A 22,278-nucleotide genomic window follows, 5' to 3' on the forward strand; every position below is an offset into this window, starting at 1 on the left:
GCTGGCCCATCAACGGGGTTGTTATGATTTGAAACGAATGAATTTTATGGGCGGCGATCGCCTTTTGAGCCTGAGGATATGTCGAGCAAAATGTCTGGAATTAATTTTGAAGCGTTTGTGGATACAGAAACGACCCGTTCTTTTGAGTTGCCCGGCGCAAAACCCCACTACAACCCCGACCGTCCGGGACAGGTGGAGCATATCTGTTTGGATTTGGATCTCGACATTACGGGGCGATCGCTCTTTGGGACTTGCACGATTACCCTGGTGCCAGTGCGTTCTGGGGTGATGTCCCTGACCCTTGATGCGGTGGACATGGCCATTGAATCAGTAAGCATCGACAGCGTTAGTCAGCCCTTTGATTATGATGGCGAAACCCTGAATATCCGCTTACTGCAACCGACGACGACGAAAAAAATTGAGTTGGCGATCGCCTACCGGTTGACGGAACCCCAACGGGGGATTTATTTTATCCAACCAGATGAATATTATCCCGATAAGCCTGTGCAGGTGTGGACCCAGGGGGAAGATGAAGATTCCCGCTTTTGGTTTCCCTGTTTCGACTATCCCGGTCAGCTTGCCACTTCCGAACTAAAAATCCGTGTACCAAAGCCCTACCGTGCTATCTCTAATGGTGAATTGATCAGCAGTGAGGAACAAGGAGAAAAAACGGAATATCACTGGTATCAAAAGGAAATTCACCCGTCATATCTGATCACCTTGGCCGTAGGCGATTTCGCTGAAACAAAAACCGAATGGCAAGGTATCCCCGTCCTCTACTACGTCGAAAAAGGGCGCGAAGCCGATGGCGATCGCAGCATGGGCAAAACGCCCCAGATGATGGATTTTCTCAGTCAAACCTACGGCTACCAATACCCATTCCCGAAATATGCCCAAGTGTGCGTCGATGACTTTATCTTCGGCGGCATGGAAAACACATCTACCACCCTTTTAACGGATCGCTGTTTACTCGACGAACGGGCGAGCCTCGACGATCAGCGCACGGAAACCCTGGTTTTGCACGAGTTAGCCCACCAATGGTTTGGCGATCTGGTGGTGATTAAACATTGGAGCCACGCCTGGATCAAAGAAGGGATGGCCACCTACGCCGAGGTGCTCTGGACGGAACATGAATATGGCAAAGAGGAAGCTGCCTATTATCTCCTCGAACAGATGCGGAACTATCTCGACGAAGACAGCAGCCGTTACCGTCGCCCCATCGTCACCCATGTTTATCGCGCCCCCATTGAACTCTATGACCGCCACCTCTACGAAAAAGGCGCTTGCGTCTACCACATGATCCGCACGGTGCTTGGCGATGAGTTGTTCTCAAAAGCAATTCAAAAGTTTGTCCAAAAACACGCCCACCAAACCGTCGAAACCGTTGATCTACTGCGGGCGATTGAGGAATCCACTGGGTTTAACCTTGCGCCTTTGTTTGATCAATATGTTTTTCGGGGTGGGCATCCGGATTTTGAGGTGGCTTACAGTTGGGACGGGGAAAATGGTTTAGCTAAATTGACCGTGAAACAGACCCAGGGGCAAAAAGACGAAAAAGCCCTGTTTGATCTCAAAATTCCCGTTGCTTTTAACTATCTCGATGGGGAAACAGTCAGCCAAAAAACCTTTACCTTTAGGCTCAACGAGGCGGAACATACCTTTTATATTCCCCTCGACCGCAAACCGGATTTTGTCAGCTTCGATGTGGGCAACCATTGGACAAAAACGGTGAAATTGTCCTACCCGATGGCAGAACTAAAAAATCAACTGACCCATGACCCCGATCCCATTTCCCGCGTTCAAGCAGCCGAGGCGATCGCCAAGGAAGGGAACCTCGAAGCGGTCAATACGTTGCAAACAGCTTTAACAACAGAAGCGTTTTGGGGTGTACGGGTAGAGATTGCCAAAGCCCTTGGGACGATCCAACTCAATCAAGCCGAGGATGCCCTGATGGCAGGGTTAAAAGATTCCCATCCCCGTGTGCGCCGAGCCACCCTATCTAGCCTCGGTAAGTTCAAAACCGAAAGTAGCTACGAGGCGATGAAAACTTTTCTCTTGGCAGGAGACGCCAGCTACTATACCGAAGCCGCCGCCGCCCGCACCCTAGGCGCAATGGTTTCTGTAGGATTAACAGACAAAGTCGAGGCCACCCGTGATTTGCTTAACCAGATCCTCGAAACCCGCGCAGGTTGGAATGAAGTTGTCCGGGCCGGAGCAATTGGCGGACTCGCGGCGATGAAAACCTCCCCCGAAGCTGTGGATGCGATCCTGCCCTACACCGAACTGGGCATTCCACAACCGCTACGCCTTGCCGCAATCCGTGCTCTAGGCACTGTTGCCAGTGGCCAAACCAACGACAAATTAGCAGTCATTCTCAATCGCTTAGAGGCGATCGCCAGGGAGACCTTTTTCCTCACCCAAGTTGCCATTGTGAGCGCCCTCGGCCAGATCGAAAATCCCAAAGCTGTTACGCTCCTCCAAACCTTGGCCAACCAAGCCCCCGACAAGCGCGTCCGCCAGCGGGCCGAGGAAACCGTGAGCAGCCTCCAGAAAAAACTCAGCACCGATAAAGCGATTCAAGGATTGCGCGAAGACCTCGATAAACTGCGGGAAGACAACAAACAACTGCAAAGTCGCCTCGCTAAACTCGAAGCCCAGGGCAACCCTTAACTGCATTTGGGGCGAACTTTCCGGGGCGATTTTGCGTCGAAAAAAATAAGTTGAATAGCCCAGCAATTTGTCAACCACTTGGCGATCGCCCTAAGAATTATCCCAAGGCCGGATCCATTGGCGATCGCCCTCTGCCATTCCACAAAATCTACTTATCAATTCTTTAGACTCCGGACATCCATGCTACCATCGGTAGTCAAAAAGGTGGCGAGGCAACATCATCCCTCATCATCTGCGGTGGAGGAGTTCAAGGAGTTTCCTAAATCTTATGGCCCAACTACAGTCCAGTCTATCCCCCAATACGAATCTCAGAATCGGCGTGATTGGCGTAGGCAACATGGGGCAACACCACACCCGTGTCCTTAGCCTCCTCAAAGATGTTGAACTCATTGGCGTCGCGGATCTCAACGTTGAACGCGGCTTAGACCTCGCCAGTAAATATCGCATCCGTTACTTTGAGGACTACCACGCCCTGCTTCCCCTCGTCGATGCGGTTTGCATTGCTGTCCCCACCAAGCTCCATTACCAAGTGGGCCTAGAGTGCATGGCAGCGGGCAAACACGTGATGATTGAAAAACCCATCGCGGCGAGTATCAGTGAAGCCGAAGCCCTCGTCAATGCAGCCGCCGAACATAACGTGATCCTCCAAGTTGGCCACATCGAACGGTTTAATCCCGCCTTCCAAGAACTGAGTAAAGTGCTCAAAACCGAAAAGCTCTTGGCGATCGAAGCCCATCGCATGAGTCCCTATTCCCAACGGGCAAACGATGTTTCCGTCGTCTTGGATTTAATGATCCATGACATTGACCTCCTCCTAGAAATGGCAGCTTCTCCGGTGGTTCAACTGACAGCCACGGGTTCAAAAAAAGACGATTCTAACCACTTAGATTACGTAACGGCCACCTTAAATTTCGCCAATGGCATTGTGGCCACCCTCACGGCAAGCAAAGTCACCCACCGCAAAATCCGCACGATCGCCGCCCACTGCCAGAATTCCCTCACCGAAGCCGATTTTCTCAACAACGAGATCGAAATTCACCGCCAAACCACCGCCAATTACACCACCGACTATGGCCAAGTTCTTTACCGTCAGGATGGTTTGATCGAGCAGGTTTACACCAGTAATATCGAACCGCTCCATGCCGAACTCGAACATTTCGTTCAATGTGTCCGGGGGGGCGAACAGCCTTCCGTTGGGGGAGAACAGGCGTTAAAGGCCCTCCGCCTTGCGAGTTTGATCGAACAAAGCGCCTTGGATGGCAAGGTTTGGAAAGAGGCTGATCGCCATTACCAACACCTCAATAAGCCGAAGACCATCGTCACGCCTCTCTCCGTTTCTTGATATTTTGCGTTTTCGATGCGTGAAGGGACACAGTTTTCGCTACCCTTAATAGATAAACAATCATCCTTTGACTTTAGCGGGTAAGGAGCCGCTGCACTGACTATGTCTGATCTCAATCGTGGCATCATGAAATTTGACGGCGCAGATAAACCCATCGTCGTCGCCGTTTCTGCTGTTTTAGTTTTAGGGGCGATCGCCGCCCTGGTGATCTGGGGTCTCACAACCGCCTATTCGTTCTAAACTAATCCAGTCACCTCTAGCTCCTACGACACACTTTGAATTTCCTGTTTGCGATCGCCGCCGCTGAATCTAGCAAACCAAGTCCCCTGTTGGGGGAAGTCTGGCTTGATCTCGCTGTTTTGGTGGTCATGATTGGCCTTTCTGCCTTTTTCTCTGGCTCCGAGACCGCCATTACCGCCTTTGATAACCTCAAACTCGAAGGACTGATTAAGCGCCAAGGCGATCCCCAGGGCATCTTCCGGATCGTCCTCAAAAATCGGACGCGATTTATCACGACCCTGCTGCTGGGGAACAATCTCGTTAATAATTTCTCAGCGATTCTCACCAGTAACCTCTTCGCGATTTGGTTAGGGAACGCCGGGATCGGGATTGCGACGGCTGTCGTCACCATTGTCGTCCTCATTTTTGCAGAGATTACCCCCAAGTCCCTCGCCATCCTCAACGTGCGCTCGGCCTTTACCTTCGTTGTGCCGCCCATCTATTGGCTGTCGCGTATTCTGTCGTCCTTGGGGATCATTTATATCTTTGAAACCATCACCGAAAAAACGATCAAGATCTTTGAAGGCCGCCAGAATAAAAATTCTCCCACCAGCGAAACCCTCACCGAACTGCAACTGATGATCGAAATCCTGGGAGGGAAAGGCAAGCTTGATCTGCAACGCCGCCGCATTTTAGGGAATGCTCTCCTCCTCGATGAAATGATGGTCAAAGATGTGGTTAAGCCACGCATAGATATGCAAACCATCGCCCACGATGCCACCCTCCAGGAGTTGGTCAACCTCTGCCTCGAAACGGGCTACACTCGCATTCCTGTCCAGGAACAATCCAAAGACCACATCATCGGCATCGTTAACCTCAAGCAAGCCCTCAAGGGTCTCCATTCTCCAGAATCTCCCCAGACCCAGACTCCAGCCATTGTCCGTTCCGTGATGGATACGCCCGTTTATATCCCTGAAACGAAGCGGGTAGCCGATTTGCTCAAAGAAATGCTTCAACAACGCCTCCACATCGCCATTGTCGTTGATGAGTATGGGGGCACGGTGGGTCTTGTCACCCTAGAGGACTTACTCGAAGAGCTGGTGGGAGAAATTTATGATGAGAGCGATTATGCTCCCCGTGAGCCGGGTTTGCCAGGGCGGTTTTCTGATCGATAAAAATTGAATTAGGGATCTGTCAGAAAAAAATTGGCGATCGCCTTGCAATATTTTATTTTTATGCTAGGATTGATAACTGTGAAAACAAAAAACGTGGGTCGGTGCCCGAGTGGTTAATGGGGGCGGACTGTAAATCCGCTGACTATGTCTACGCTGGTTCGAATCCAGCTCGGCCCACCACATTGCCCATATGGCTCAGGGGTAGAGCACTCCCTTGGTAAGGGAGAGGTCACGAGTTCAAATCTCGTTATGGGCTTCTTAAAACAGTTAATTGTTAACCAGTATAAAAGGCGTCTGAATATTCGCTTGAATTATTATTTCTGCAGATATCTGCCGTTGCCGCAATCTTTTGTTTTTCTTTAGGATTAATGGAGGCGCGCTGGGTTTACCCATTGCCTTTGTAAAACTGAATTATCCTAAGCATCTATGACTGAGAAAAAAAAGACCCAGCCAGCACCCGCCCAGGGAACCACAACAACATCAGAAAAGGTGCTGTGTCTTCACTGCAAGCGCACTGCGACCAATGGCATCAAATGTAAGGGGATCTGTGTCGCCGATAGTGATTATTAATCGGTTGCAGCTCAAATCATAAAGGAAATGCCATTTAAACTAATTAGCAGCAATAATAAACCAAAATTTACCCACAATTCTTTTTTATAGGTATTCATCTTTTCTCCAAGAATGCGGGCTGTTTTTTGTTGTAAATAATGGCGCAATTTTAGGGGCAGTTTTTCGTAATATTGCCGATACTCCAGGGCCGTTAGCAGGACATTCCCAACGTTGTAGAGGGTGATGCCGAGGAGAATCCAGCGGTAAAGGTTATAGAAATTCATGGCTTACAAGAATCTATGGCAGCCGGAGAACCAATCTGAAGTTGATGGCTGAGGGAAAAGAAATAGCAGGTAAAACCCCACTCGGTGATGTTCGGTTGTACTGCTTCTATTTTGGAAAAAATCCTTTTAGTATCAATATAACCTAGGGTCAGAAGAGAGCAATACTGTGGTGGATTTAAAGAAACTAGAAGAACTCAACATTCAGCAAACGGTGGCCGGCATTCTCCAGGACTTTAACCCGATTTTTTCGTCTTCTTCTTCTTCTGGACAAACTGGGCAGTGGCGCGCGGCGATCGCCGCCTTGACGGATTTACTCCTGCGCTCCGGGGGCGAAACCCGTGGTGTTATTTTATCGAGCCCTAGCCCGGTCTTTGATGCGCCCCAAATCACCCGCCACCACCATCATTACGTTTTAACGCCGAAAAATCTCCAGGACATTGCCCTGAGTCATTTGCAATTGCCGGGGGCCGGTTTGAATCAAAGCATTCGGCACCACAATAATCAAATCGTTGAGTTTCCAATTCTGCCCAATGATCCGTTGGCCCAGGAACAATTTTGTTTGATTTTGACGGCGAAGTTCAATTTTGCGATGGCCCTGTCTCCCCAGGGATTGCTCTTTTCGTTTGACCCAGAGGCGATCGCCGCCATTTGGCAAATTTTGCAGTGGCGCATGGCCCTAACGCAACCATTCCAGTTCCAAACCCTCGCCCAACTTTGGCCCCGCTTTGCTGAGGTTGTTCCGGACTACCGGCTTGTCTCCCGGTTTAGCCAGTTAATGGTGCGATCGCTGACGGTTAATTTACCCCAGGCTGATTCCCTACCATCTCCAGAACCCCACCAAACCCCTGAACCAACTGCCCAAGCTCAACCGGAATTAGAGCTATTGCAGGCCCTCACCCATGAAATTCGCACTCCTCTAACAACGATCCGTACCATGACAAAGTTGTTGTTAAAAAAGAAAACCCAACTGACTCAGGATATTGTCAAACGCATTGAAACCATTGAGCAAGAGTGCAACGAACAAATCCGGCGCATGGAACTTATTTTTCGGGCGGCCGAATTGGAAACTCCATCCCATCACCCGAAGCAAACCCTGCAACTGGTGCCCATTTCCTTAGAACAAATTTTCCAGGAGGGAACACCCCGTTGGCAAAAACAGGCCCAACGGCGCAATGTCAACCTAGAGGTCGCCTTGCCCCCATACCTGCCCCAGGTGGTAAGTGATCCAGCGATGCTAGACCAAATGCTGTCCGGGTTAATCGAGACCCTCACGCGACGCCTACCGACGGGAGCAGAGGTACAAATCCAAGTCAGCACCGCCGGCAACCAACTGAAGTTAGAAGTCCAGTCCCACGGCCTAGGTCAAAAATGCCTTGAAAAGGCGATTGGTCAGTTACTCATTTTCCAACCAGAAACGGGCAGCTTGAGCCTGAATTTAGATGTGACGAAAAATCTCTTTCAACAGTTAGGCGGCAAACTGGCAATTCGACGCCGGGCTTCCGGGGAAGAAGTCTTTGCTATTTTCTTACCCCTCGGCAATAGCTTCGCTGTGCCCCTCTAGGTCTTGTAAGGGCATGGTAAAGCACCCATAAATTCCCCTTGGGAATGTCTCTGCTAACCAAACGCTGAATTTCACCATTGATGCAAAAAAAGATGGGCCACACTAGAGGAGCCCATCTCTGTTAATTTTCGATTTAGTTTTTATCGGGTGCTGGAGGTTTAGGCACCAGGAGCCGCTGGCTCAGAGGGAGGTGCGTCGGCCTCGAGGGCAATGGGTTCTGCATCCAGCTTCATGGTGAGATAGCGAATAACCATTTCCCCTAAGCGCATATCCCGCTCGACGGCTTTGATTTGGCTGCCATCGGCTTTGTAGTTTACTTGGATGTAGATTCCATCGTTGAAGTTCTGGATCGGATAGGCGAGGTGGCGCTTGCCCCGTACTTGAACTTGAAGGTCGCTTGCCCCAGAGTCTTGGAGCATGGTCTTGTATTTGCTGGAGACTTCCTGCACCTGCTCTTCGCTGAGGTCGGGGCGCAGGATGTACATCATTTCGTAGTTGTTGCTCATTACTGTTTGATATAAATCCTTCTGGACAATAAGGCCGCTCGATGTGTGGAAATTTCGGATTTCTTTTACGATTCGAGAAGCAAGGATATAAAATTCTACTACACCTTGCCCCCTTTTAGGGAGTGTTGGCTGGATCTGAAACTGATGAAAAACGGATCATGACTTGGGTCTGAGGGTCTGTCATCGATTGGCGATCGCCACCTGGAGGTGGAGCTTTGTTCTGTGTTTAGTTGATCAAAATTCATTTATGGCGCAACGATATGTTCGGGTTCAAACTCCCCAAGGGCAAGTATTATACGGACTGCTAAAGCTCAACCGTGAAGTGCAGGTGATCGATGCACCAGCTTGGTTGGGGGGACAACCGACGGGGGAAAGTCTCGCGCCGGATGAGTACCAATTATTGGCCCCCTGCGCCCCGTCAAAAATTGTTGCGGTGGGTCATAATTATGCCGCCCATGCGGCGGAACTCCAGCAGCCGATTCCGTCGGAACCAGTCTTATTTTTGAAACCTCCCAGTGCGATTGTGGCCCACCAACAGGGCATTGTGTATCCGGCCCAATGTCAACAGTTGGAGTTTGAGGGGGAATTGGCCCTTGTGATTGGCGATCGCACCCGCCATTGCTCTGAAGAAGAGGCCCACCGAAAAATTTGGGGCTATACCATCGCCAATGATGTGACGGCGCGGGATCTCCAACGGCAAGATGCCCAGTGGACGCGGGCAAAGGGATTTGATACGTTCTGTCCCCTCGGCCCTTGGATTGTGCGCGAGCTTAGCCCCGATGCCAAATTGCGCACCTATGTGACGCCCCTGGGGGAAGAACTCCCTGAACAATCAGACCCAGCCCAGGCCGCCTCGGTGCAGGATATGGTTTTTTCCGTGGCCAAATTGGTGAGTTACATCTCCGAAATTATGACCCTGTTGCCCGGTGATGTGATTTTGACGGGGACTCCCGCCGGAGTTCACCCTGTCCGCATTGGCGATCGCCTGTTGATCACCATCGAAGGGATCGGCGAGCTTGAAAATCCCATCATTGCCCCCTAAGACCCGTCCCCGTCCTCCATTGCTTGTTGTTGACTACCCGTTACCATGCCCATCGCCAAACGTTTTTTGACCCGTACCTGTGCTGCTGCCGCCTGTTTCCTCCTTGTGGGTTGTGGTACCGCCAATAACATTACGCCCCCAAATCCCAGCGAACCGACGTTGCTCCGCTTACTGTACTGGCAAGGGCCGACCATTTTAAATCCCCATCTTTCTACGGGTTTTAAGGACTGGGAAGCCAGCCGGATTACCCTCGAACCCTTGGCAACGTTTGATCCCGATAGCGAGTTGGTACCTATATTAGCCGCAGAAATTCCCAGCCTCGAAAATGGGGGTCTCAGTGACGATGGACGCTCCGTAACTTGGAAACTCAAACCGGATTTGCGTTGGTCTGATGGGGAGCCGTTCACGGCGGCGGATGTGGTTTTTACCTATGAATTCATTACAAACCCGGCGGCGGGGGCGACTAATGCGGGGGTTTTTCAGGGGGTGGAAACCGTAGAAGCCATCGACGAAACAACGGTAAAGGTTACTTTTAAAGATGTGACCCCTGCCTGGTTTGGGGTTTTTGTCGGGGCTGAGGGGATGATTTTACCCCGTCACAAATTTGTCGATTACCAAGGAGAACAGGCCAGAACTGCGCCAGCAAATCTGTTACCGGTGGGCACAGGGCCATACCGGGTGGTGGAATTTAAGCCGGGGGATGTGGTGGTTTACGAAAAGAACCCCCATTACCGAGATGTCGAGCAGTTAGGTTTTGAGCGACTAGAGCTAAAAGGGGGTGGGGATGCCACCGCAGCGGCGCGGGCTGTCCTCCAAACAGGGGAGGCAGATTTTGCCTACAATCTCCAGGTAGAAACCAAGGTTTTGACGGAACTGAGTGCAGGGGGGCAGGGGCAAGTTTTAGCGAACTTTGGGTCTTTGAGTGAACGGCTAGTCCTCAACTTCACTGACCCCAACCAAGAAACTCCCAGTGGTGAACGGTCGAGTTTGGCTTTTCCCCATCCTTTCTTGACGGATCGGCGCGTGCGGGAGGCGATCGCCACGGCCATTGATCGCGAGACCATTGCCCAGGAACTGTATGGTGTCACGGGCAAACCCACCAGTAATTTTGTGGTAAATCCCCCTGAGTTCGTCTCTCCCAATACCAGCTATCGCTTCAACCCAGAACAGGCCAAGGCACTCCTCGACCAAGCGGGCTGGGTCGATACCAACGGCGATGGAACCCGTGATCAAGACGGCGTGGAGATGCGGTTGCTGTTCCAGACCTCCGTGAATCCACTCCGCCAGAAAACCCAAGCGATTATTAAGCAAAATTTGGCCGAAATTGGGATGGCCGTTGAGCTAAAAAGCATTGACGCCAGCATTTACTTTTCCGGCGATCCGGCCAATGTGGACACCACAGAACGCTTTACGGCAGATTTGCAGATGTTTACGACGGGTAATACCAATCCTGATCCCTTGCCCTATTTCAAACGTTACACCTGCACTGAAATTCCGACCCAGGCCAACAACTGGACGGGGGATAACTATGCCCGTTATTGCAACCCCGATTATGACGAACTCTGGGCCGCAACCACCCAAGCCCTCGATCCAGAAGAGCGGCAAGCCTCGTTGATTCGCCTCAATGATTTGCTGATTCAAGAGGTTGCGGTCATTCCCCTCATTCACCGGGCAGAAACCGCCGGGATTGGCGATCGCCTTACGGGGGTTAGCCTCACGCCCTGGGATATGAATACTTGGAATATTGCCGCCTGGCGCAAGGAAGCCTAGGAATGACCGCCCTAAAATAGACCCCGCCGACCATTCGGCATGATGGTAGCCCAGTTCGTTTTAGCGGTTTTGAGTTGCTGGTCTGTAATTTTGGCGTTGCGCAAATTCGCGCCACAGAGATTTGCCCCGTCCAGCAGAGCGTAGTTTAAATAGGCCTGTTCTAGGTTAGCTCCCCGCAGATCGGCTTGGCTGAGGTTGGTATAGCTCAGGTAAGCCTGTTCTAGATTTGCGTCCCGGAGATTCGCTTGGTGTAAGTTAGCTTTGCCAAAATCAGCACGACTGAGATTTGCCCCCTGGAAATTGGCTTGAATCATTTGGGATTGGTGGAAAATACAACCCGATAAATTCATGCGCGGCAGGCTGAGACCTAATAGTTGTAGTTGAGCAAAGTTTCGGCGACCTTGGCCATAGGCACTCAACATATCCTGGGCGGTCAACTTAGTTTCCATCGGATTTGCCCGATTAGCTTTGTTCGGCTCGATCCGCATGGTTTTGCCCATGGTAGAACGGGGTTTGTTGCGTCCTGCGGTCAATCGATTAATGCGTTGGGCAGAGGCAGAGGGGTGATAGGTGTCTGTCTGGGAAGGGGCACCATAGGGTTTCTTTTGGCGATCGCGTCTTGCTCGGATGGCCATTGCTAACTGAGAATTAGCCAGGGTGGAAGGGCCGCCCGTCAGTTCCCCATCGTCATCGCTTGAGGCAGTGGGAGAAACTTGGCCCCCAGTGGTTCCCGTAAAGGATTCTGCGCCACTCAAATCTGCCATGCCCTGGGCCAGGCTTTCCATATAGGGTTCCATTTCGAGGGCATCAAGCACATCCTGGGCGGATTGATAGCGGTGCTTGACTGAACTCTCCAGCATTTTGTGGAGAACACTCGCGAGGCTGTTGCTGATATTGACGTGGGACTCCCACAGCAGCTCTCCCGTTTTGGAGTCGTAGTCGAGTTCTTTGGGGGGTTTCCCGGTGAGCAAATAAAGACAAGTGATCCCCACCGCATAGATGTCACTGGCATAGACGGGACGCATGGCCATTTGCTCTGGGGGGGCATAGCCTGGGGTACCAACGGCGAAGGAGGTGAGGGCTGTTTGTTCTGATGTCGAGGCGATCGCCTCGACGTTAATTTGATTTTTTACCGCACCAAAATCAATCAAAACTAATTTTTTATCTTGGTCACGGCGAATCAGGTTGGCGGGCTTGATATCCCGGTGGATTACCTGTTGGGAGTGAATGTATTGGATGACAGGTAAAACTTCGCTGAGAAATTGCCGTGCTCCGGCTTCGCTAAATGGCCCATTTTTTTTCACTTCCTGCTGCAGGTTATTGCCTTTGACATATTCCTGAACCAGGTAAAAATGATTGTCGTCTTCAAAGTAATCCAGGAGGCGAGGCACCTGGGGATGATTGCCGATGCGACCGAGGGTCTCCGCCTCCCGTTCAAAAAGTTCGCGGGCCATCTGGAACAGGTGCGGCACGTTGCTCGCAAGACGCAGTTGCTTGATCACACAGGATGGTTTGCCGGGGAGGTTCAAATCTACCGCGAGAAAGGTGGCACCAAAACCACCATGGCCTAGGCTTTTGAGGGGTTTATAGCGTTGGCGCAGGATTAGGCTACTGCCACAGGTTCCGCAGACTCGCGCCTTGAGGGGATTTTTGGGGTTGGAACATTTGGGATTGATACAGTAGCTCATCCAGAGTCACCTTAATGGGAGAGGCGATCGCCTCTGCAAGGAAAGAGTTTTGGTCGCCTATTTTGTTACCGTGAGCAAGCATGGCGTTGTGATCTGACGCACCAACGGGGATGACCTGTGATGGTGTGTTCACCTCAAGCTCCATCATATCCCACCACCTTAACGTACTGGGATGGTGTCTGGGGGTTTGCTAGGCGTGTTCTTAGCGTTCCCTAAAAGGGCGCGTTTCGGCTCAGGGCTTGGGTCTTTCTGTCAGGATCTATGAGATATCATCTATGGCGATCGCCCCCAATATTTTCCCCGGTAAGGGGAGGGAAACGTTTAAAATAAACTCCTTGAAACTAGTGTAATGCCCCAAAAAGTCAATGCGGATTTCCCTGAATTGGTTAAAAGAGTTTGTTGAGATCACCCTATCGCCAGAAGAATTAGCCAAAACCCTAACCATTGCTGGGTTTGAAGTAGAAGAAATCGAGGATCGCCGCCGCCTGGCCGATGGTGTCGTTGTTGGTAAAGTTGTGAGCCGCGAACCCCATCCCGACGCCGACAAACTGAGCGTCTGTCAAGTCGATATTGGTGCAGACGAACTTTCAACCATTGTCTGTGGGGCGAAAAATGTCCGGGCCGATATCTTTGTCCCCGTCGCTACCCTAGGCACCTACTTACCCACCATTGACCTCAAACTAAAACCCACCAAACTCCGGGGTGTAAAATCCTCCGGGATGATTTGCTCCCTCTCCGAATTGGGCTTAGAAAAAGACTCCGAAGGCATTCACATTTTTGAACAACCAGACCTAAAGCCGGGGAGGGATGTGCGCCCCCTCCTCGGTTTAGATGATGTGGTATTGGATTTAACCGCCACCGCTAACCGAGCCGATGCCCTCAGTATGGTCGGCGTCGCGCGGGAAGTGGCGGCCCTCACGGGGGTAGATGTCAAACTCCCAGAAATTCCGGCCATGGATACCACCCCAGAAACGTTGACCATCACCGTGGCCGATCCTGTCGCCTGTCCCGCCTATCTCGGTACGGTGATCGAAGGTGTGACGACAGCGCCTTCTCCTGATTGGTTAAAATTCCGGCTCCAAGCGGCTGGCACTCGCCCGATTAATAATGTTGTTGATATCACCAACTATGTGCTCCTCGAATGGGGACAGCCCCTCCATGCCTTTGACCGGGAGCGCCTTGCCCAGGTGGCAGGCTCTGAAACCGTTGCCCTTGGGGTGCGGTTTGCCAAAGCCAGGGAAATGTTAACGACCCTTGATGGTCAAGAGCGCAAGCTAGCTGAAAAAAATTTGGTCATTACCGCCAATGATGTCCCTGTCGCTTTAGCTGGGGTAATGGGGGGTGAAAGTACCGAAGTACATAGTGGCACCCAGAATATTGTTTTAGAAGCAGCCCTATTTGAACCGGTCACTATCCGACGGTCTTCCCGTGCCGTTGGTTTGCGCAGTGAATCTTCGACTCGCTATGAACGGGGTGTCAACCAAGTGGAATTAGACCGGGCGGCCCAACGGGCGATCGCCCTCCTCCAAGAACTCACCGGAGGCACTGTAGTTCAGCGTGGTCTCACGGATACCCGACCCGATCCCAACGCCCGCCCCAAAATCCCGCTGCGCTTACAACGGCTCCACGAAGTCCTCGGCCATGTCCACAAGGACGGCAAAATTTTTGACGTGCCCCTCGCCGATGTGGAACGCATTTTGGCGGATCTCGGCTGTACCCTCGAATCCACAGGAGAAGGGGTCTGGGAAGTGGCTGTGCCCCCCTACCGTTATCGCGATTTAGAGCGCGAAATTGACCTCATCGAAGAAGTCGCCCGTCTCTATGGCTATGACAATTTCTGCGATACCCTGCCGAGTCAATCTGCTGCTGGTTTTTTGTCTCCAGCCGAAAAAGTAAATCGTCAATTGCGGGGCAGCTTCCGGGCGATTGGCCTGACCGAAGTGGTGCATTACTCCTTGGTGAAGCCAGAACTTGCTGACATCAAACTCAGTAACCCCCTGTTTGTGGAATATTCTGCCCTACGAAAGGAGCTGCTCACAGGGTTAATTGATGCCTTTGCCTACAACCAATCCCAAGGCAATGGTGCCCTCAATGCCTTTGAACTGGGTCGCGTTTTTTGGCTAGATGACAACGAAAACTATGCCGAAGCCGATTATCTGGCTGGAATTCTAGGGGGCAATCTCAATCCCGATGGCAGTTGGGCTGTTGGTAGCAAAGGTCAACCGATGTCTTGGTATGAAGCGAAGGGATTTCTTGATGCCGCCTTCCGGCAACTGGGCTTAGAGGTGAGCTATCGGGCAGATACTAGCAACGAAAAATTACATCCCGGCCGGACAGCGTCTCTCTGGCTTCAGGGGCGTCAACTGGGGATTTTCGGGCAACTTCATCCCCAATTGCGGCAGGAAAAAGATTTGATCGATGCGGTGTATGTTTTTGAGCTGAAACTTGATCTGCTGCAAACGGTACTGAGTCGTCCATCCCAACAGGTGCCCATTTTTAAGGCCTTTTCTACTTACCCCGCAGTCACCCGCGACCTAGCGTTCTTTGCCCCCCTCGAAACGTCTGTAGCCGACCTGGAGCAGGCCATGCAGAAAACAGCAAAAAAACTGTTGGCTGGGGTGGAGTTATTTGATGAATATCGCGGTGAGCACGCCCCTGAAGGCCAGCGCAGTTTGGCTTTCAGTTTGCAGTATCGAGCTGCGGATAAAACCCTAACGGACGAGGAGATTGATCCAGTCCACCAAAAGGTGCGGGATGCGCTGGTCAAACAGTTTGCCGTGACCTTGAGAAGCTAACCCCTCTGCCTCGCGGCATCTCCCCTCAAGGGGAGAATCAAGGTGTTCTAGCGGCGGGCAACACCATCTTGGCGGGCGGCTTGACCGACGGCGGCGGAAACGGCGGCGGCGACCCGTTGATCGAAAACCGAGGGAATAATATGCTCTCGATCCAACTGGGCCGGGCTAACCAAAGAGGCGATCGCCTGGGCCGCTTGGAGGCACATATTGGTGGTAATGCTGGAGGCGCGACAATCGAGAGCTCCCCGGAAGACCCCCGGAAACGCGAGGACATTATTGATTTGGTTCGGGTAATCACTCCGGCCAGTGGCCACCACCGCCACTTTATCCATGATCAGTTCCGGCTGAATTTCGGGGATCGGGTTGGCCATCGCAAAGACGATTGGGTCTTTTGCCATGGATGTCACCATTGCGGGGGTCACCACACCGGGCGCACTCACCCCAAGAAAAATATCTGCATCCTGCATCGCCTCGGCGAGGGTACCAGAGGCGGCCACGGCAAAGGCTTGCTTTTCGGGGGTGAGATTATCCCGCTGGCTGGAAATAATGCCTTTGGAATCACACATCCAAATATCCGTTGCCCCTGCTTGCCGGAGTAATTTGGCGATCGCCACCCCCGCAGCCCCGGCCCCATTGATCACGATTTTGACGCTTTGTAGGTCTTTTTTGACTAATTTCAGAGCATTAAATAGGGCGGCAAGGGAAACAATCGCTGTGCCGTGCTGATCGTCGTGGAAGATGGGAATATCGGTTTCTGCCTTCAGCCGTTGCTCAATCTCAAAACAGCGGGGCGCCGCAATATCTTCTAAATTCACACCGCCAAACACCGGGGCGAGATATTTCACGGTACGGACAATTTCATCGACATCCTGGGTCGCCAGGCAAATGGGAAACGCATTCACCCCAGCAAATTCCTTAAAGAGCATCGCTTTCCCTTCCATCACAGGCATTGCGGCTTCCGGCCCCAAATTGCCTAACCCCAAAACAGCACTGCCGTCGGTGACGATCGCCACCATATTGCTTTTCACGGTCAAATCATAGACCTGTTCTGGCTTTTCGGCGATCGCCTGACAAACGCGACCCACCCCCGGCGTATAGGCCATCGCTAAATCCGACTGTACCGTCAGGGGAATGCGACTTTCGACGGTAATTTTCCCCCCCTGGTGAATCGCAAAAGTCCGGTCTAAAACCTTAAGGATTTCAATCTCCGGCACCGCTTTGACAGCATCAACAATATCCCCAGCGTGTTTTTCGCTGGATGCATCTACGGTGATATTGCGAATTAAAAACTTCAGATCCCGTTCTACCAACTCAATATTACCGAGGCTGCCTCCCACGTTGGCGATCGCCTGGGTCACATTGGCCAAAGTGCCCGCCCGGTTGGGAATGCGTAGCTGGATCGTGACACTGTAGCTGGGATTGGGGGTGAGGGCAACCATAGAATTTGCGTTAAATTTTGCTTATTGAAAAAACGAAGAGAGGAAAAATTCCCATCTCATTTAACCCTACTTTTCCCTTTTCCTAAAGTATTCCGGCTTACGAAATGGCTGGGGAAGATTTCAGGGAAAGACACTTTATCCTGCCCGGAGCTGACCTGGATCAAATCGCGAATCATTGCCTTTGGGGATGCCACCCCGTAAATTCTTGGCAAAATGGAAGGGAATGTCACCCAATTGTTGAAAACATCATGGTTGCCCTCACCTCAGATCAGTACCTCAGTCCCGAAGAATATTTAGAATTTGAAAAACATAGCGACATTAAGCATGAGTATATCGATGGAGAAATCTATGCGATGGCCGGCGCTAGCAATGTCCATAACAAAATCAACACTAATCTGTTAGTTTCCCTCAGCCTTAAACTCCGGGGTTCTGGTTGCCAACCCTATAGCAGTGATATGAAAGTACGCGTTCAGGAAGGACGGCGCTTTTTTTATCCTGATTTGCTCGTCAGCTGCGATCCAGAAATCAATGACTTAACCGCCTACGCGATGGATCATCCACAGTTAATCATTGAAATCCTCTCCGAATCGACGGAAGGCTTTGACCGGGGTGATAAGTTTAAGTTTTACCGCACGATTCCCAGCTTGCAGGAATACATTTTAGTGAGCACAACCCATTACTCAGTAGACTGCTTTCGACGTAGCGAAGGAAAGCTCTGGATTCTAGAAAGTTACCAGGGCCAAGAGGCAACGCTTAAACTGCAATCCCTAGACCTAGAAATTCCCCTAGTAGATATCTATGCCACTGTCGATTTGCCGGAAGTTGAGCCGGAATTCCCCGATGAGAAATAAATAAAGGCGATCGCCACCCAAGCCTCACCCCAGGTTTTTAAACCAGACACCATTGATACCAATCCCTGATAAAAGCGGCCCCATAGTGGTCAGGACAAATCAATCACTGATATCGTTGTGTCTGTATGTTGTGAGGAGCAAAACCCATGATGATCATGCCAGAGGAAGGACATCCCCTGAGTCGTATGTTGGCGAGCTATCCGCCCCAAGCCCTACGGTGTGATTTACCCGCAGGTTCATTATTTGGGACTGACGGGATTCGGGGTAAAGCGGGGGATCTGCTGACGGCTCCCTTTGCGCTCCAAGTTGGCTACTGGGCTGGACAAGTGCTCCAGGAAACAGCGGCACGACGCGCCCCTGTGATCATTGGGCAAGATTCTCGCAACTCCAGTGATATGTTAGCGATGGCGATCGCCGCTGGTTTGACCGCCTCTGGATTAGAAGTGTGGCATGTGGGCCTTTGTCCAACGCCCTGTGTTTCCTATCTGGCCCGCACCACGGACGCCATTGGGGGAATCATGATTTCCGCCAGCCACAACCCCCCCGAAGATAATGGCATTAAGTTTTTTAGTGACGCTGGGACGAAACTCCTCAAGGATCTCAGTGCCAAGATTGAAGCGGGTCTGCGCGGCGATCGCCTAGAAAATATTCTGTCGCAAACCAATAACTGTGGTTCCTACCAACACCAAAAGGAACTGACCCAGCAATACCGGAATGCAGTTTTTGCGACACTTCCCCAAGGCTTATCCCTCGACGGCCTCAAAATTGTGCTCGATTTGGCCTGGGGCGCTTCTGTGCATTTGGCTCCCGAACTTTTCCAAGCCCTCGGTGCAGAAGTGATTGCCCTGCACCACCAACCAGACGGCAACAAAATTAACGTCAACTGCGGTTCTACCCACATCGACCAACTCCAAGGGGCGGTGCAGTTCCACAACGCGGATCTCGGTTTTGCCTTTGATGGGGATGCCGACCGGGTGATTGCCGTGGATAACACAGGCCGGATCGTTGATGGGGATTACATCCTCTACCTTTGGGGGAAACAACTCCAGGCAGCGGGCCAACTGCCGAACAATTTAATTGTCGGTACCGTAATGGCAAATCTGGGCTTTGAGCGAGCCTGGGAAAAACTGGGAGGACAACTTCATCGGACTGCCGTTGGCGATCAGTATGTCCAAGCGGCCATGTGGCAGACGGGGGCGATGCTCGGTGGCGAACAATCGGGTCATATTCTTTGCCATCACCACAGCGTTTCCGGGGACGGGATCCAAACGGCATTGCATTTAGCGGCCCTCGTCCGGGAGGCAGGGGTTCCCCTCAATAAGTTAATTGATCAAAGTTTCCAAACCTATCCCCAGTTTCTGAAAAATGTGCGGGTCGAAGATCGCGATCGCCGTTTAAATTGGCAGAACTGCGACATGCTTCAAACGGAAATTGCTAAAGCCGAAGCGGCCATGGGCGATAAGGGACGGGTGTTGGTGCGAGCTTCGGGGACGGAACCTGTCATTCGGGTGATGGTCGAGGCCGAGGAACAGTATCTCGCGGAATATTGGACGCAACACTTGGTCAATGTGGTGCAAACCCATTTGGGCTAGGCTTGGGTCATTTTGCTGCCCGCCTTGAGGGTTTGGGCCTGGACTAAGAGGGATTCGGCGAAGGAAATCGCTTCCTCGGCGGCATGCCCCCCCGTCAACTGGGCTAATTCGTCCCGGCGTTTCTGATGGTGCTGTAGGGATTCTACGGCGACAAGGGTGCGATCGCCTTTTTGATTTTTTGCCTGGGATTGCACTTGTTTTGTCACGCGAAAATGTCCATCAGCCATGGCGGCAATGAGGGGTTGGTGGGTGACACAGAGAACTTGATGATACTGGCTGAGGTGGTGGAGCTTGGTGGCGATCGCCTGGGCCACTTTCCCAGAAACCCCGGCGTCAATTTCATCAAACACCAACGTTTTTGGCGTCGTCTGCTGCTGGGTAAAACAGGCTTTGAGGGCGAGGAGAAAGCGACTCATTTCCCCACCAGAAGCAATCTCGGCGAGGGGTTGAGCCACCTCTCCAGGGTTCGGGCTGAAATAAAACGTCACCTGATCGGCTCCGGCGGCAGTAGGCGAGATGGGACTAAGGCGACATTCAAAACTCACCTTTGCCATCGCCAGGGGTTTCAGTTCTTTAATCAGTTGCTTCTCTAATTTTTGGGCTGCTTTTTGGCGTAATTGGCTTAATTTTTGGCAATGGATTGCTAAGTCTTGATATTTAATTCCACAGTCTTGCTCTAGGGCTTCAAGGGACTGATCCGCAGCGGTGAGGACATCTAGCTCCCCCTGAAGTTTGTCCCGGTAGGCGATCGCCTCGCTGAGGGTCGGGCCATACTTACGGCAAATTTGCTTTAGTACCCGCATTCGGGCCTCAATGTCAGCCAATTGTTCTGGATCGGCTTCAAGATTGTTGTTGTAGGTGCTGATTTGGTGGCCTGCTTCTACTACCTCTGTAAGGGCATTGCGCACCATGTCGAGAATGCCATTTAACTGGGTATCATAGTCCACCATTTCTTTGAGCAGGTTCTCAGCCTCCCCCAAAAGATCCGCCACCGCCGGGGTTTCGGGATCGTCATTTTGGTACAAAATCTGGTGTGCCTGGTAACTGAGCTGTTGCAATTCCACCACATGGGAAAGGCGATCGCCTTCCTGTTGCAATACTTCTAGCTCCTCAGGATCCTCTAAATGGGCATCACATAGCTCCTGGAGTTGATATTGTAGTAAATCTAGCCGTTGTAGCCGTTCTTGCTCCGAAGTACGCCGACTTTCGAGTAATTGCTTTGCTTTGAGATAAGTTTGATAGGCGGTAGTCACAAGCTGCCGTTGCTGTTGTACCTGGGAGCCACCGTAGCTATCGAGGAGAATCCGCTGCCGTTCAGGAATCAGGAGTTCAACCGTTTGACCCTGGGCGGTAATTTCTAGTAGTTGCGCCCGGAGTTCCGCCATCAAACCCTGATTAAGAATGATCCCGTTAACGCGACTGCGCGATCGCAAACCAGTGCGGGTCAGACTCAACTCCCGACTACAAACCACCGTTTCATCTTCTAGCAGATCAATGTCTTGGCTCTGTAACCATTGTTTGATGCTGGGGGTGAGGGTAAAGGTTGCTTCAATAAACGCCCGTTCCCCCGTGGCATCTCCTTGATCATTTTTCGCCCGAATTAACCGCGCCGTCGCTTTTCCGCCAAGGGCAAGATCGAGGGCATCCAGAATAATTGACTTTCCGGCCCCCGTTTCCCCGGTCAAAACCATCAACCCAGCCTGTAAATCGAGTTCTAGATGATCGATCAACGCAAAATTTTCAATGCGGAGGCAACACAGCATAAATGGTTGGGGAAAAGAAAAGTCGTTCGCTGTCTATTATGCCGGAGTTTTGGGGCGGCAGTGGCAGATTCTGGCCCTGGCAATTTTCACTAAAATGGCAGTAGCGCTCCACAGTTTTTATGCATCTTGACCAACTCAATCAACAATACGGCCTGCCTGAACTTTCCTTTGGCGATCGCCAACGGGGTTTTCCGGTGATCAAAATTAAGAATCGGTTTACCACGGCAGAAATCTCTCTCTATGGCGGACAGGTGCTTTCTTTTCAGCCCAGTAACGCCCAGGCCGATCTTTTATTTTTGAGCGATCGCAGTCATTACCAACCAGGAAAAGCGATCCGGGGTGGCATTCCCATCTGTTGGCCCTGGTTTGGGGCAGACCCGGACGGATTAGGGCGAGCAAACCATGGTTTTGCCCGCGATCGCCTCTGGACTGTCCGGCACACCGAAACCCTCGCCAATGGCGCAACCCGCGTTATTTTAAGCTTGCAAGATGACGAAGAGACCCGCAAAATTTGGGATTATGCTTTTGAACTGGCGATCGCCATCACCGTAAGCGAAAGCTTAGATCTCGAACTCACGAGTCATAACCGCGATCAAAGGCCGATGACCATTACCCAAGCTCTCCACACCTACTTCACCATCGGCGACATTCAGCGGGTGAAAGTGTTGGGTCTTGCGGGCCTGAATTACATCGACAAGGTAGACAGCGCACAGCAAAAATCGCAAATTGGCGAAGTCACTATTCAGGGGGAAGTAGACCGCATTTATCAAAATACCGCCCCAAAGCTGTTCATTGATGATCCTAGTCTTGAGCGCAAAATTGAGGTTTGTAACCGAAACAGTACCACGACCATCGTCTGGAATCCTGGCATGGAGAAAACTGCAACCATGGGTGATCTTTCTCCGGACGCCTATCAACGATTTCTCTGTGTTGAAACGGCCAATGCTGCCGCCGAGACTATCACCCTCGCTCCCGGCACTAACTACAGCCTCGGTGTAACTTATTGTCTAGCGCCCCTGGATTAGTTAAACA

17 protein-coding genes and 2 tRNA genes are annotated in these 22,278 nt (G+C 51.6%); 14 read left to right on the top strand and 5 right to left on the bottom strand.

All coding sequences use genetic code 11. From position 1 onward, the window contains the following. The first annotated feature begins 90 nt into the window (after nucleotides 1–90). The 7 genes from AWQ23_RS02325 (at nucleotide 91) to AWQ23_RS16135 (ending at nucleotide 5,976) form a co-directional block, all read left to right on the top strand. Nucleotides 91–2,670: a M1 family metallopeptidase gene (locus tag AWQ23_RS02325; RefSeq protein ID WP_062432130.1), complete on the top strand. Its 2,580-nt coding sequence runs from the start codon at nucleotides 91–93 to the stop codon at nucleotides 2,668–2,670. Nucleotides 2,671–2,938: 268 nt separating this feature from the next. Beyond that, nucleotides 2,939–4,012 (top strand): Gfo/Idh/MocA family protein, encoded by a 1,074-nt coding sequence (locus tag AWQ23_RS02330; RefSeq protein ID WP_012306070.1) that lies wholly within the window; start codon nucleotides 2,939–2,941, stop codon nucleotides 4,010–4,012. A 102-nt stretch (nucleotides 4,013–4,114) separates the two neighbouring features. Continuing rightward, nucleotides 4,115–4,252, top strand: coding sequence for a hypothetical protein (locus tag AWQ23_RS16130; protein ID WP_012306071.1), 138 nt, complete (start codon nucleotides 4,115–4,117; stop codon nucleotides 4,250–4,252). A 128-nt stretch (nucleotides 4,253–4,380) separates the two neighbouring features. Further along, nucleotides 4,381–5,406, top strand: coding sequence for a hemolysin family protein (locus tag AWQ23_RS02340; RefSeq protein WP_315862029.1), 1,026 nt, complete (start codon nucleotides 4,381–4,383; stop codon nucleotides 5,404–5,406). A gap of 95 nt (nucleotides 5,407–5,501) precedes the next feature. Next, nucleotides 5,502–5,586, top strand: a tRNA-Tyr gene (locus tag AWQ23_RS02345). 4 nt (nucleotides 5,587–5,590) lie between these two features. Continuing rightward, nucleotides 5,591–5,662 (top strand) — tRNA-Thr (locus tag AWQ23_RS02350). Nucleotides 5,663–5,832: 170 nt separating this feature from the next. Next, nucleotides 5,833–5,976: a hypothetical protein gene (locus tag AWQ23_RS16135; RefSeq protein ID WP_198158683.1), complete on the top strand. Its 144-nt coding sequence runs from the start codon at nucleotides 5,833–5,835 to the stop codon at nucleotides 5,974–5,976. 11 nt (nucleotides 5,977–5,987) lie between these two features. On the opposite strand, the gene AWQ23_RS02355 is transcribed toward AWQ23_RS16135, so the two are convergent. After that, on the bottom strand, nucleotides 5,988–6,239 hold the full coding sequence (locus AWQ23_RS02355) for a hypothetical protein (RefSeq protein ID WP_030007062.1): 252 nt from the start codon (nucleotides 6,237–6,239) through the stop codon (nucleotides 5,988–5,990). Nucleotides 6,240–6,405: 166 nt separating this feature from the next. Here AWQ23_RS02355 and AWQ23_RS02360 point away from each other — a divergent pair, with 166 nt between their 5' ends. Next, on the top strand, nucleotides 6,406–7,800 hold the full coding sequence (locus AWQ23_RS02360) for a sensor histidine kinase KdpD (RefSeq protein ID WP_062432134.1): 1,395 nt from the start codon (nucleotides 6,406–6,408) through the stop codon (nucleotides 7,798–7,800). Between the two features lie 158 nt (nucleotides 7,801–7,958). Here AWQ23_RS02360 and rpsF read toward each other — a convergent pair whose 3' ends face one another. Further along, a complete protein-coding gene (gene rpsF, locus AWQ23_RS02365; RefSeq protein WP_012306075.1) occupies nucleotides 7,959–8,306 on the bottom strand; it encodes a 30S ribosomal protein S6 in 348 nt (115 codons plus the stop codon). Between the two features lie 247 nt (nucleotides 8,307–8,553). Between rpsF and AWQ23_RS02370 the strand changes: the two genes are divergently transcribed. Both AWQ23_RS02370 and AWQ23_RS02375 read left to right on the top strand, forming a co-directional pair. Continuing rightward, complete coding sequence (locus tag AWQ23_RS02370) at nucleotides 8,554–9,348, top strand: fumarylacetoacetate hydrolase family protein (RefSeq protein ID WP_012306076.1); 795 nt, start codon at nucleotides 8,554–8,556, stop codon at nucleotides 9,346–9,348. 45 nt (nucleotides 9,349–9,393) lie between these two features. Continuing rightward, nucleotides 9,394–11,118, top strand: coding sequence for a peptide ABC transporter substrate-binding protein (locus tag AWQ23_RS02375; protein ID WP_062432137.1), 1,725 nt, complete (start codon nucleotides 9,394–9,396; stop codon nucleotides 11,116–11,118). A gap of 11 nt (nucleotides 11,119–11,129) precedes the next feature. Here AWQ23_RS02375 and AWQ23_RS02380 read toward each other — a convergent pair whose 3' ends face one another. Next, nucleotides 11,130–12,806 (bottom strand): serine/threonine-protein kinase, encoded by a 1,677-nt coding sequence (locus tag AWQ23_RS02380; protein WP_062432140.1) that lies wholly within the window; start codon nucleotides 12,804–12,806, stop codon nucleotides 11,130–11,132. A 365-nt stretch (nucleotides 12,807–13,171) separates the two neighbouring features. On the opposite strand from AWQ23_RS02380, the gene pheT reads away from it, so the two are divergent. Next, nucleotides 13,172–15,601, top strand: a complete 2,430-nt coding sequence (gene pheT / locus AWQ23_RS02385; protein WP_062432143.1) for a phenylalanine--tRNA ligase subunit beta — start codon at nucleotides 13,172–13,174, stop codon at nucleotides 15,599–15,601. Between the two features lie 47 nt (nucleotides 15,602–15,648). Here pheT and AWQ23_RS02390 read toward each other — a convergent pair whose 3' ends face one another. Next, complete coding sequence (locus AWQ23_RS02390) at nucleotides 15,649–17,040, bottom strand: NAD-dependent malic enzyme (RefSeq protein ID WP_062432146.1); 1,392 nt, start codon at nucleotides 17,038–17,040, stop codon at nucleotides 15,649–15,651. A 248-nt stretch (nucleotides 17,041–17,288) separates the two neighbouring features. Here AWQ23_RS02390 and AWQ23_RS02395 point away from each other — a divergent pair, with 248 nt between their 5' ends. Both AWQ23_RS02395 and glmM read left to right on the top strand, forming a co-directional pair. Then, nucleotides 17,289–17,891, top strand: a complete 603-nt coding sequence (locus tag AWQ23_RS02395) for a Uma2 family endonuclease (RefSeq protein ID WP_062432149.1) — start codon at nucleotides 17,289–17,291, stop codon at nucleotides 17,889–17,891. A 185-nt stretch (nucleotides 17,892–18,076) separates the two neighbouring features. Beyond that, complete coding sequence (gene glmM / locus AWQ23_RS02400; protein ID WP_232308991.1) at nucleotides 18,077–19,483, top strand: phosphoglucosamine mutase; 1,407 nt, start codon at nucleotides 18,077–18,079, stop codon at nucleotides 19,481–19,483. Here the strand turns inward: glmM and recN are convergent. After that, a complete protein-coding gene (gene recN / locus AWQ23_RS02405; RefSeq protein ID WP_062432155.1) occupies nucleotides 19,480–21,246 on the bottom strand; it encodes a DNA repair protein RecN in 1,767 nt (588 codons plus the stop codon). The two genes, glmM and recN, sit on opposite strands and share 4 nt — an antisense overlap. A 119-nt stretch (nucleotides 21,247–21,365) precedes the next feature. On the opposite strand from recN, the gene AWQ23_RS02410 reads away from it, so the two are divergent. Then, the gene (locus AWQ23_RS02410; RefSeq protein ID WP_062432157.1) at nucleotides 21,366–22,271 is read left to right on the top strand and encodes a D-hexose-6-phosphate mutarotase; all 906 of its coding nucleotides are present in this window, start codon (nucleotides 21,366–21,368) and stop codon (nucleotides 22,269–22,271) included. Nucleotides 22,272–22,278 lie beyond the last annotated feature (7 nt).

This window comes from Picosynechococcus sp. PCC 73109 (assembly GCF_001521855.1).
Classification (GTDB): Bacteria; Cyanobacteriota; Cyanobacteriia; order Cyanobacteriales; family MRBY01; genus MRBY01.

What these genes read in the sequence shown, in the direction of transcription:
- pheT (WP_062432143.1), top strand. Translation starts at nt 13,172, where the DNA reads ATGCGGATTTCCCTGAATTGGTTAAAAGAGTTTGTTGAGATCACCCTA.
- AWQ23_RS16130 (WP_012306071.1), top strand. Translation starts at nt 4,115, where the DNA reads ATGTCTGATCTCAATCGTGGCATCATGAAATTTGACGGCGCAGATAAA.
- AWQ23_RS02395 (WP_062432149.1), top strand. Translation starts at nt 17,289, where the DNA reads ATGGTTGCCCTCACCTCAGATCAGTACCTCAGTCCCGAAGAATATTTA.
- AWQ23_RS02370 (WP_012306076.1), top strand. Translation starts at nt 8,554, where the DNA reads ATGGCGCAACGATATGTTCGGGTTCAAACTCCCCAAGGGCAAGTATTA.
- rpsF (WP_012306075.1), bottom strand. Translation starts at nt 8,306, where the DNA reads ATGAGCAACAACTACGAAATGATGTACATCCTGCGCCCCGACCTCAGC.
- AWQ23_RS02390 (WP_062432146.1), bottom strand. Translation starts at nt 17,040, where the DNA reads ATGGTTGCCCTCACCCCCAATCCCAGCTACAGTGTCACGATCCAGCTA.
- AWQ23_RS02325 (WP_062432130.1), top strand. Translation starts at nt 91, where the DNA reads ATGTCTGGAATTAATTTTGAAGCGTTTGTGGATACAGAAACGACCCGT.
- AWQ23_RS02330 (WP_012306070.1), top strand. Translation starts at nt 2,939, where the DNA reads ATGGCCCAACTACAGTCCAGTCTATCCCCCAATACGAATCTCAGAATC.
- AWQ23_RS02380 (WP_062432140.1), bottom strand. Translation starts at nt 12,806, where the DNA reads ATGAGCTACTGTATCAATCCCAAATGTTCCAACCCCAAAAATCCCCTC.
- AWQ23_RS16135 (WP_198158683.1), top strand. Translation starts at nt 5,833, where the DNA reads ATGACTGAGAAAAAAAAGACCCAGCCAGCACCCGCCCAGGGAACCACA.
- glmM (WP_232308991.1), top strand. Translation starts at nt 18,077, where the DNA reads ATGTTGGCGAGCTATCCGCCCCAAGCCCTACGGTGTGATTTACCCGCA.
- recN (WP_062432155.1), bottom strand. Translation starts at nt 21,246, where the DNA reads ATGCTGTGTTGCCTCCGCATTGAAAATTTTGCGTTGATCGATCATCTA.
- AWQ23_RS02340 (WP_315862029.1), top strand. Translation starts at nt 4,381, where the DNA reads ATGATTGGCCTTTCTGCCTTTTTCTCTGGCTCCGAGACCGCCATTACC.
- AWQ23_RS02410 (WP_062432157.1), top strand. Translation starts at nt 21,366, where the DNA reads ATGCATCTTGACCAACTCAATCAACAATACGGCCTGCCTGAACTTTCC.
- AWQ23_RS02375 (WP_062432137.1), top strand. Translation starts at nt 9,394, where the DNA reads ATGCCCATCGCCAAACGTTTTTTGACCCGTACCTGTGCTGCTGCCGCC.
- AWQ23_RS02355 (WP_030007062.1), bottom strand. Translation starts at nt 6,239, where the DNA reads ATGAATTTCTATAACCTTTACCGCTGGATTCTCCTCGGCATCACCCTC.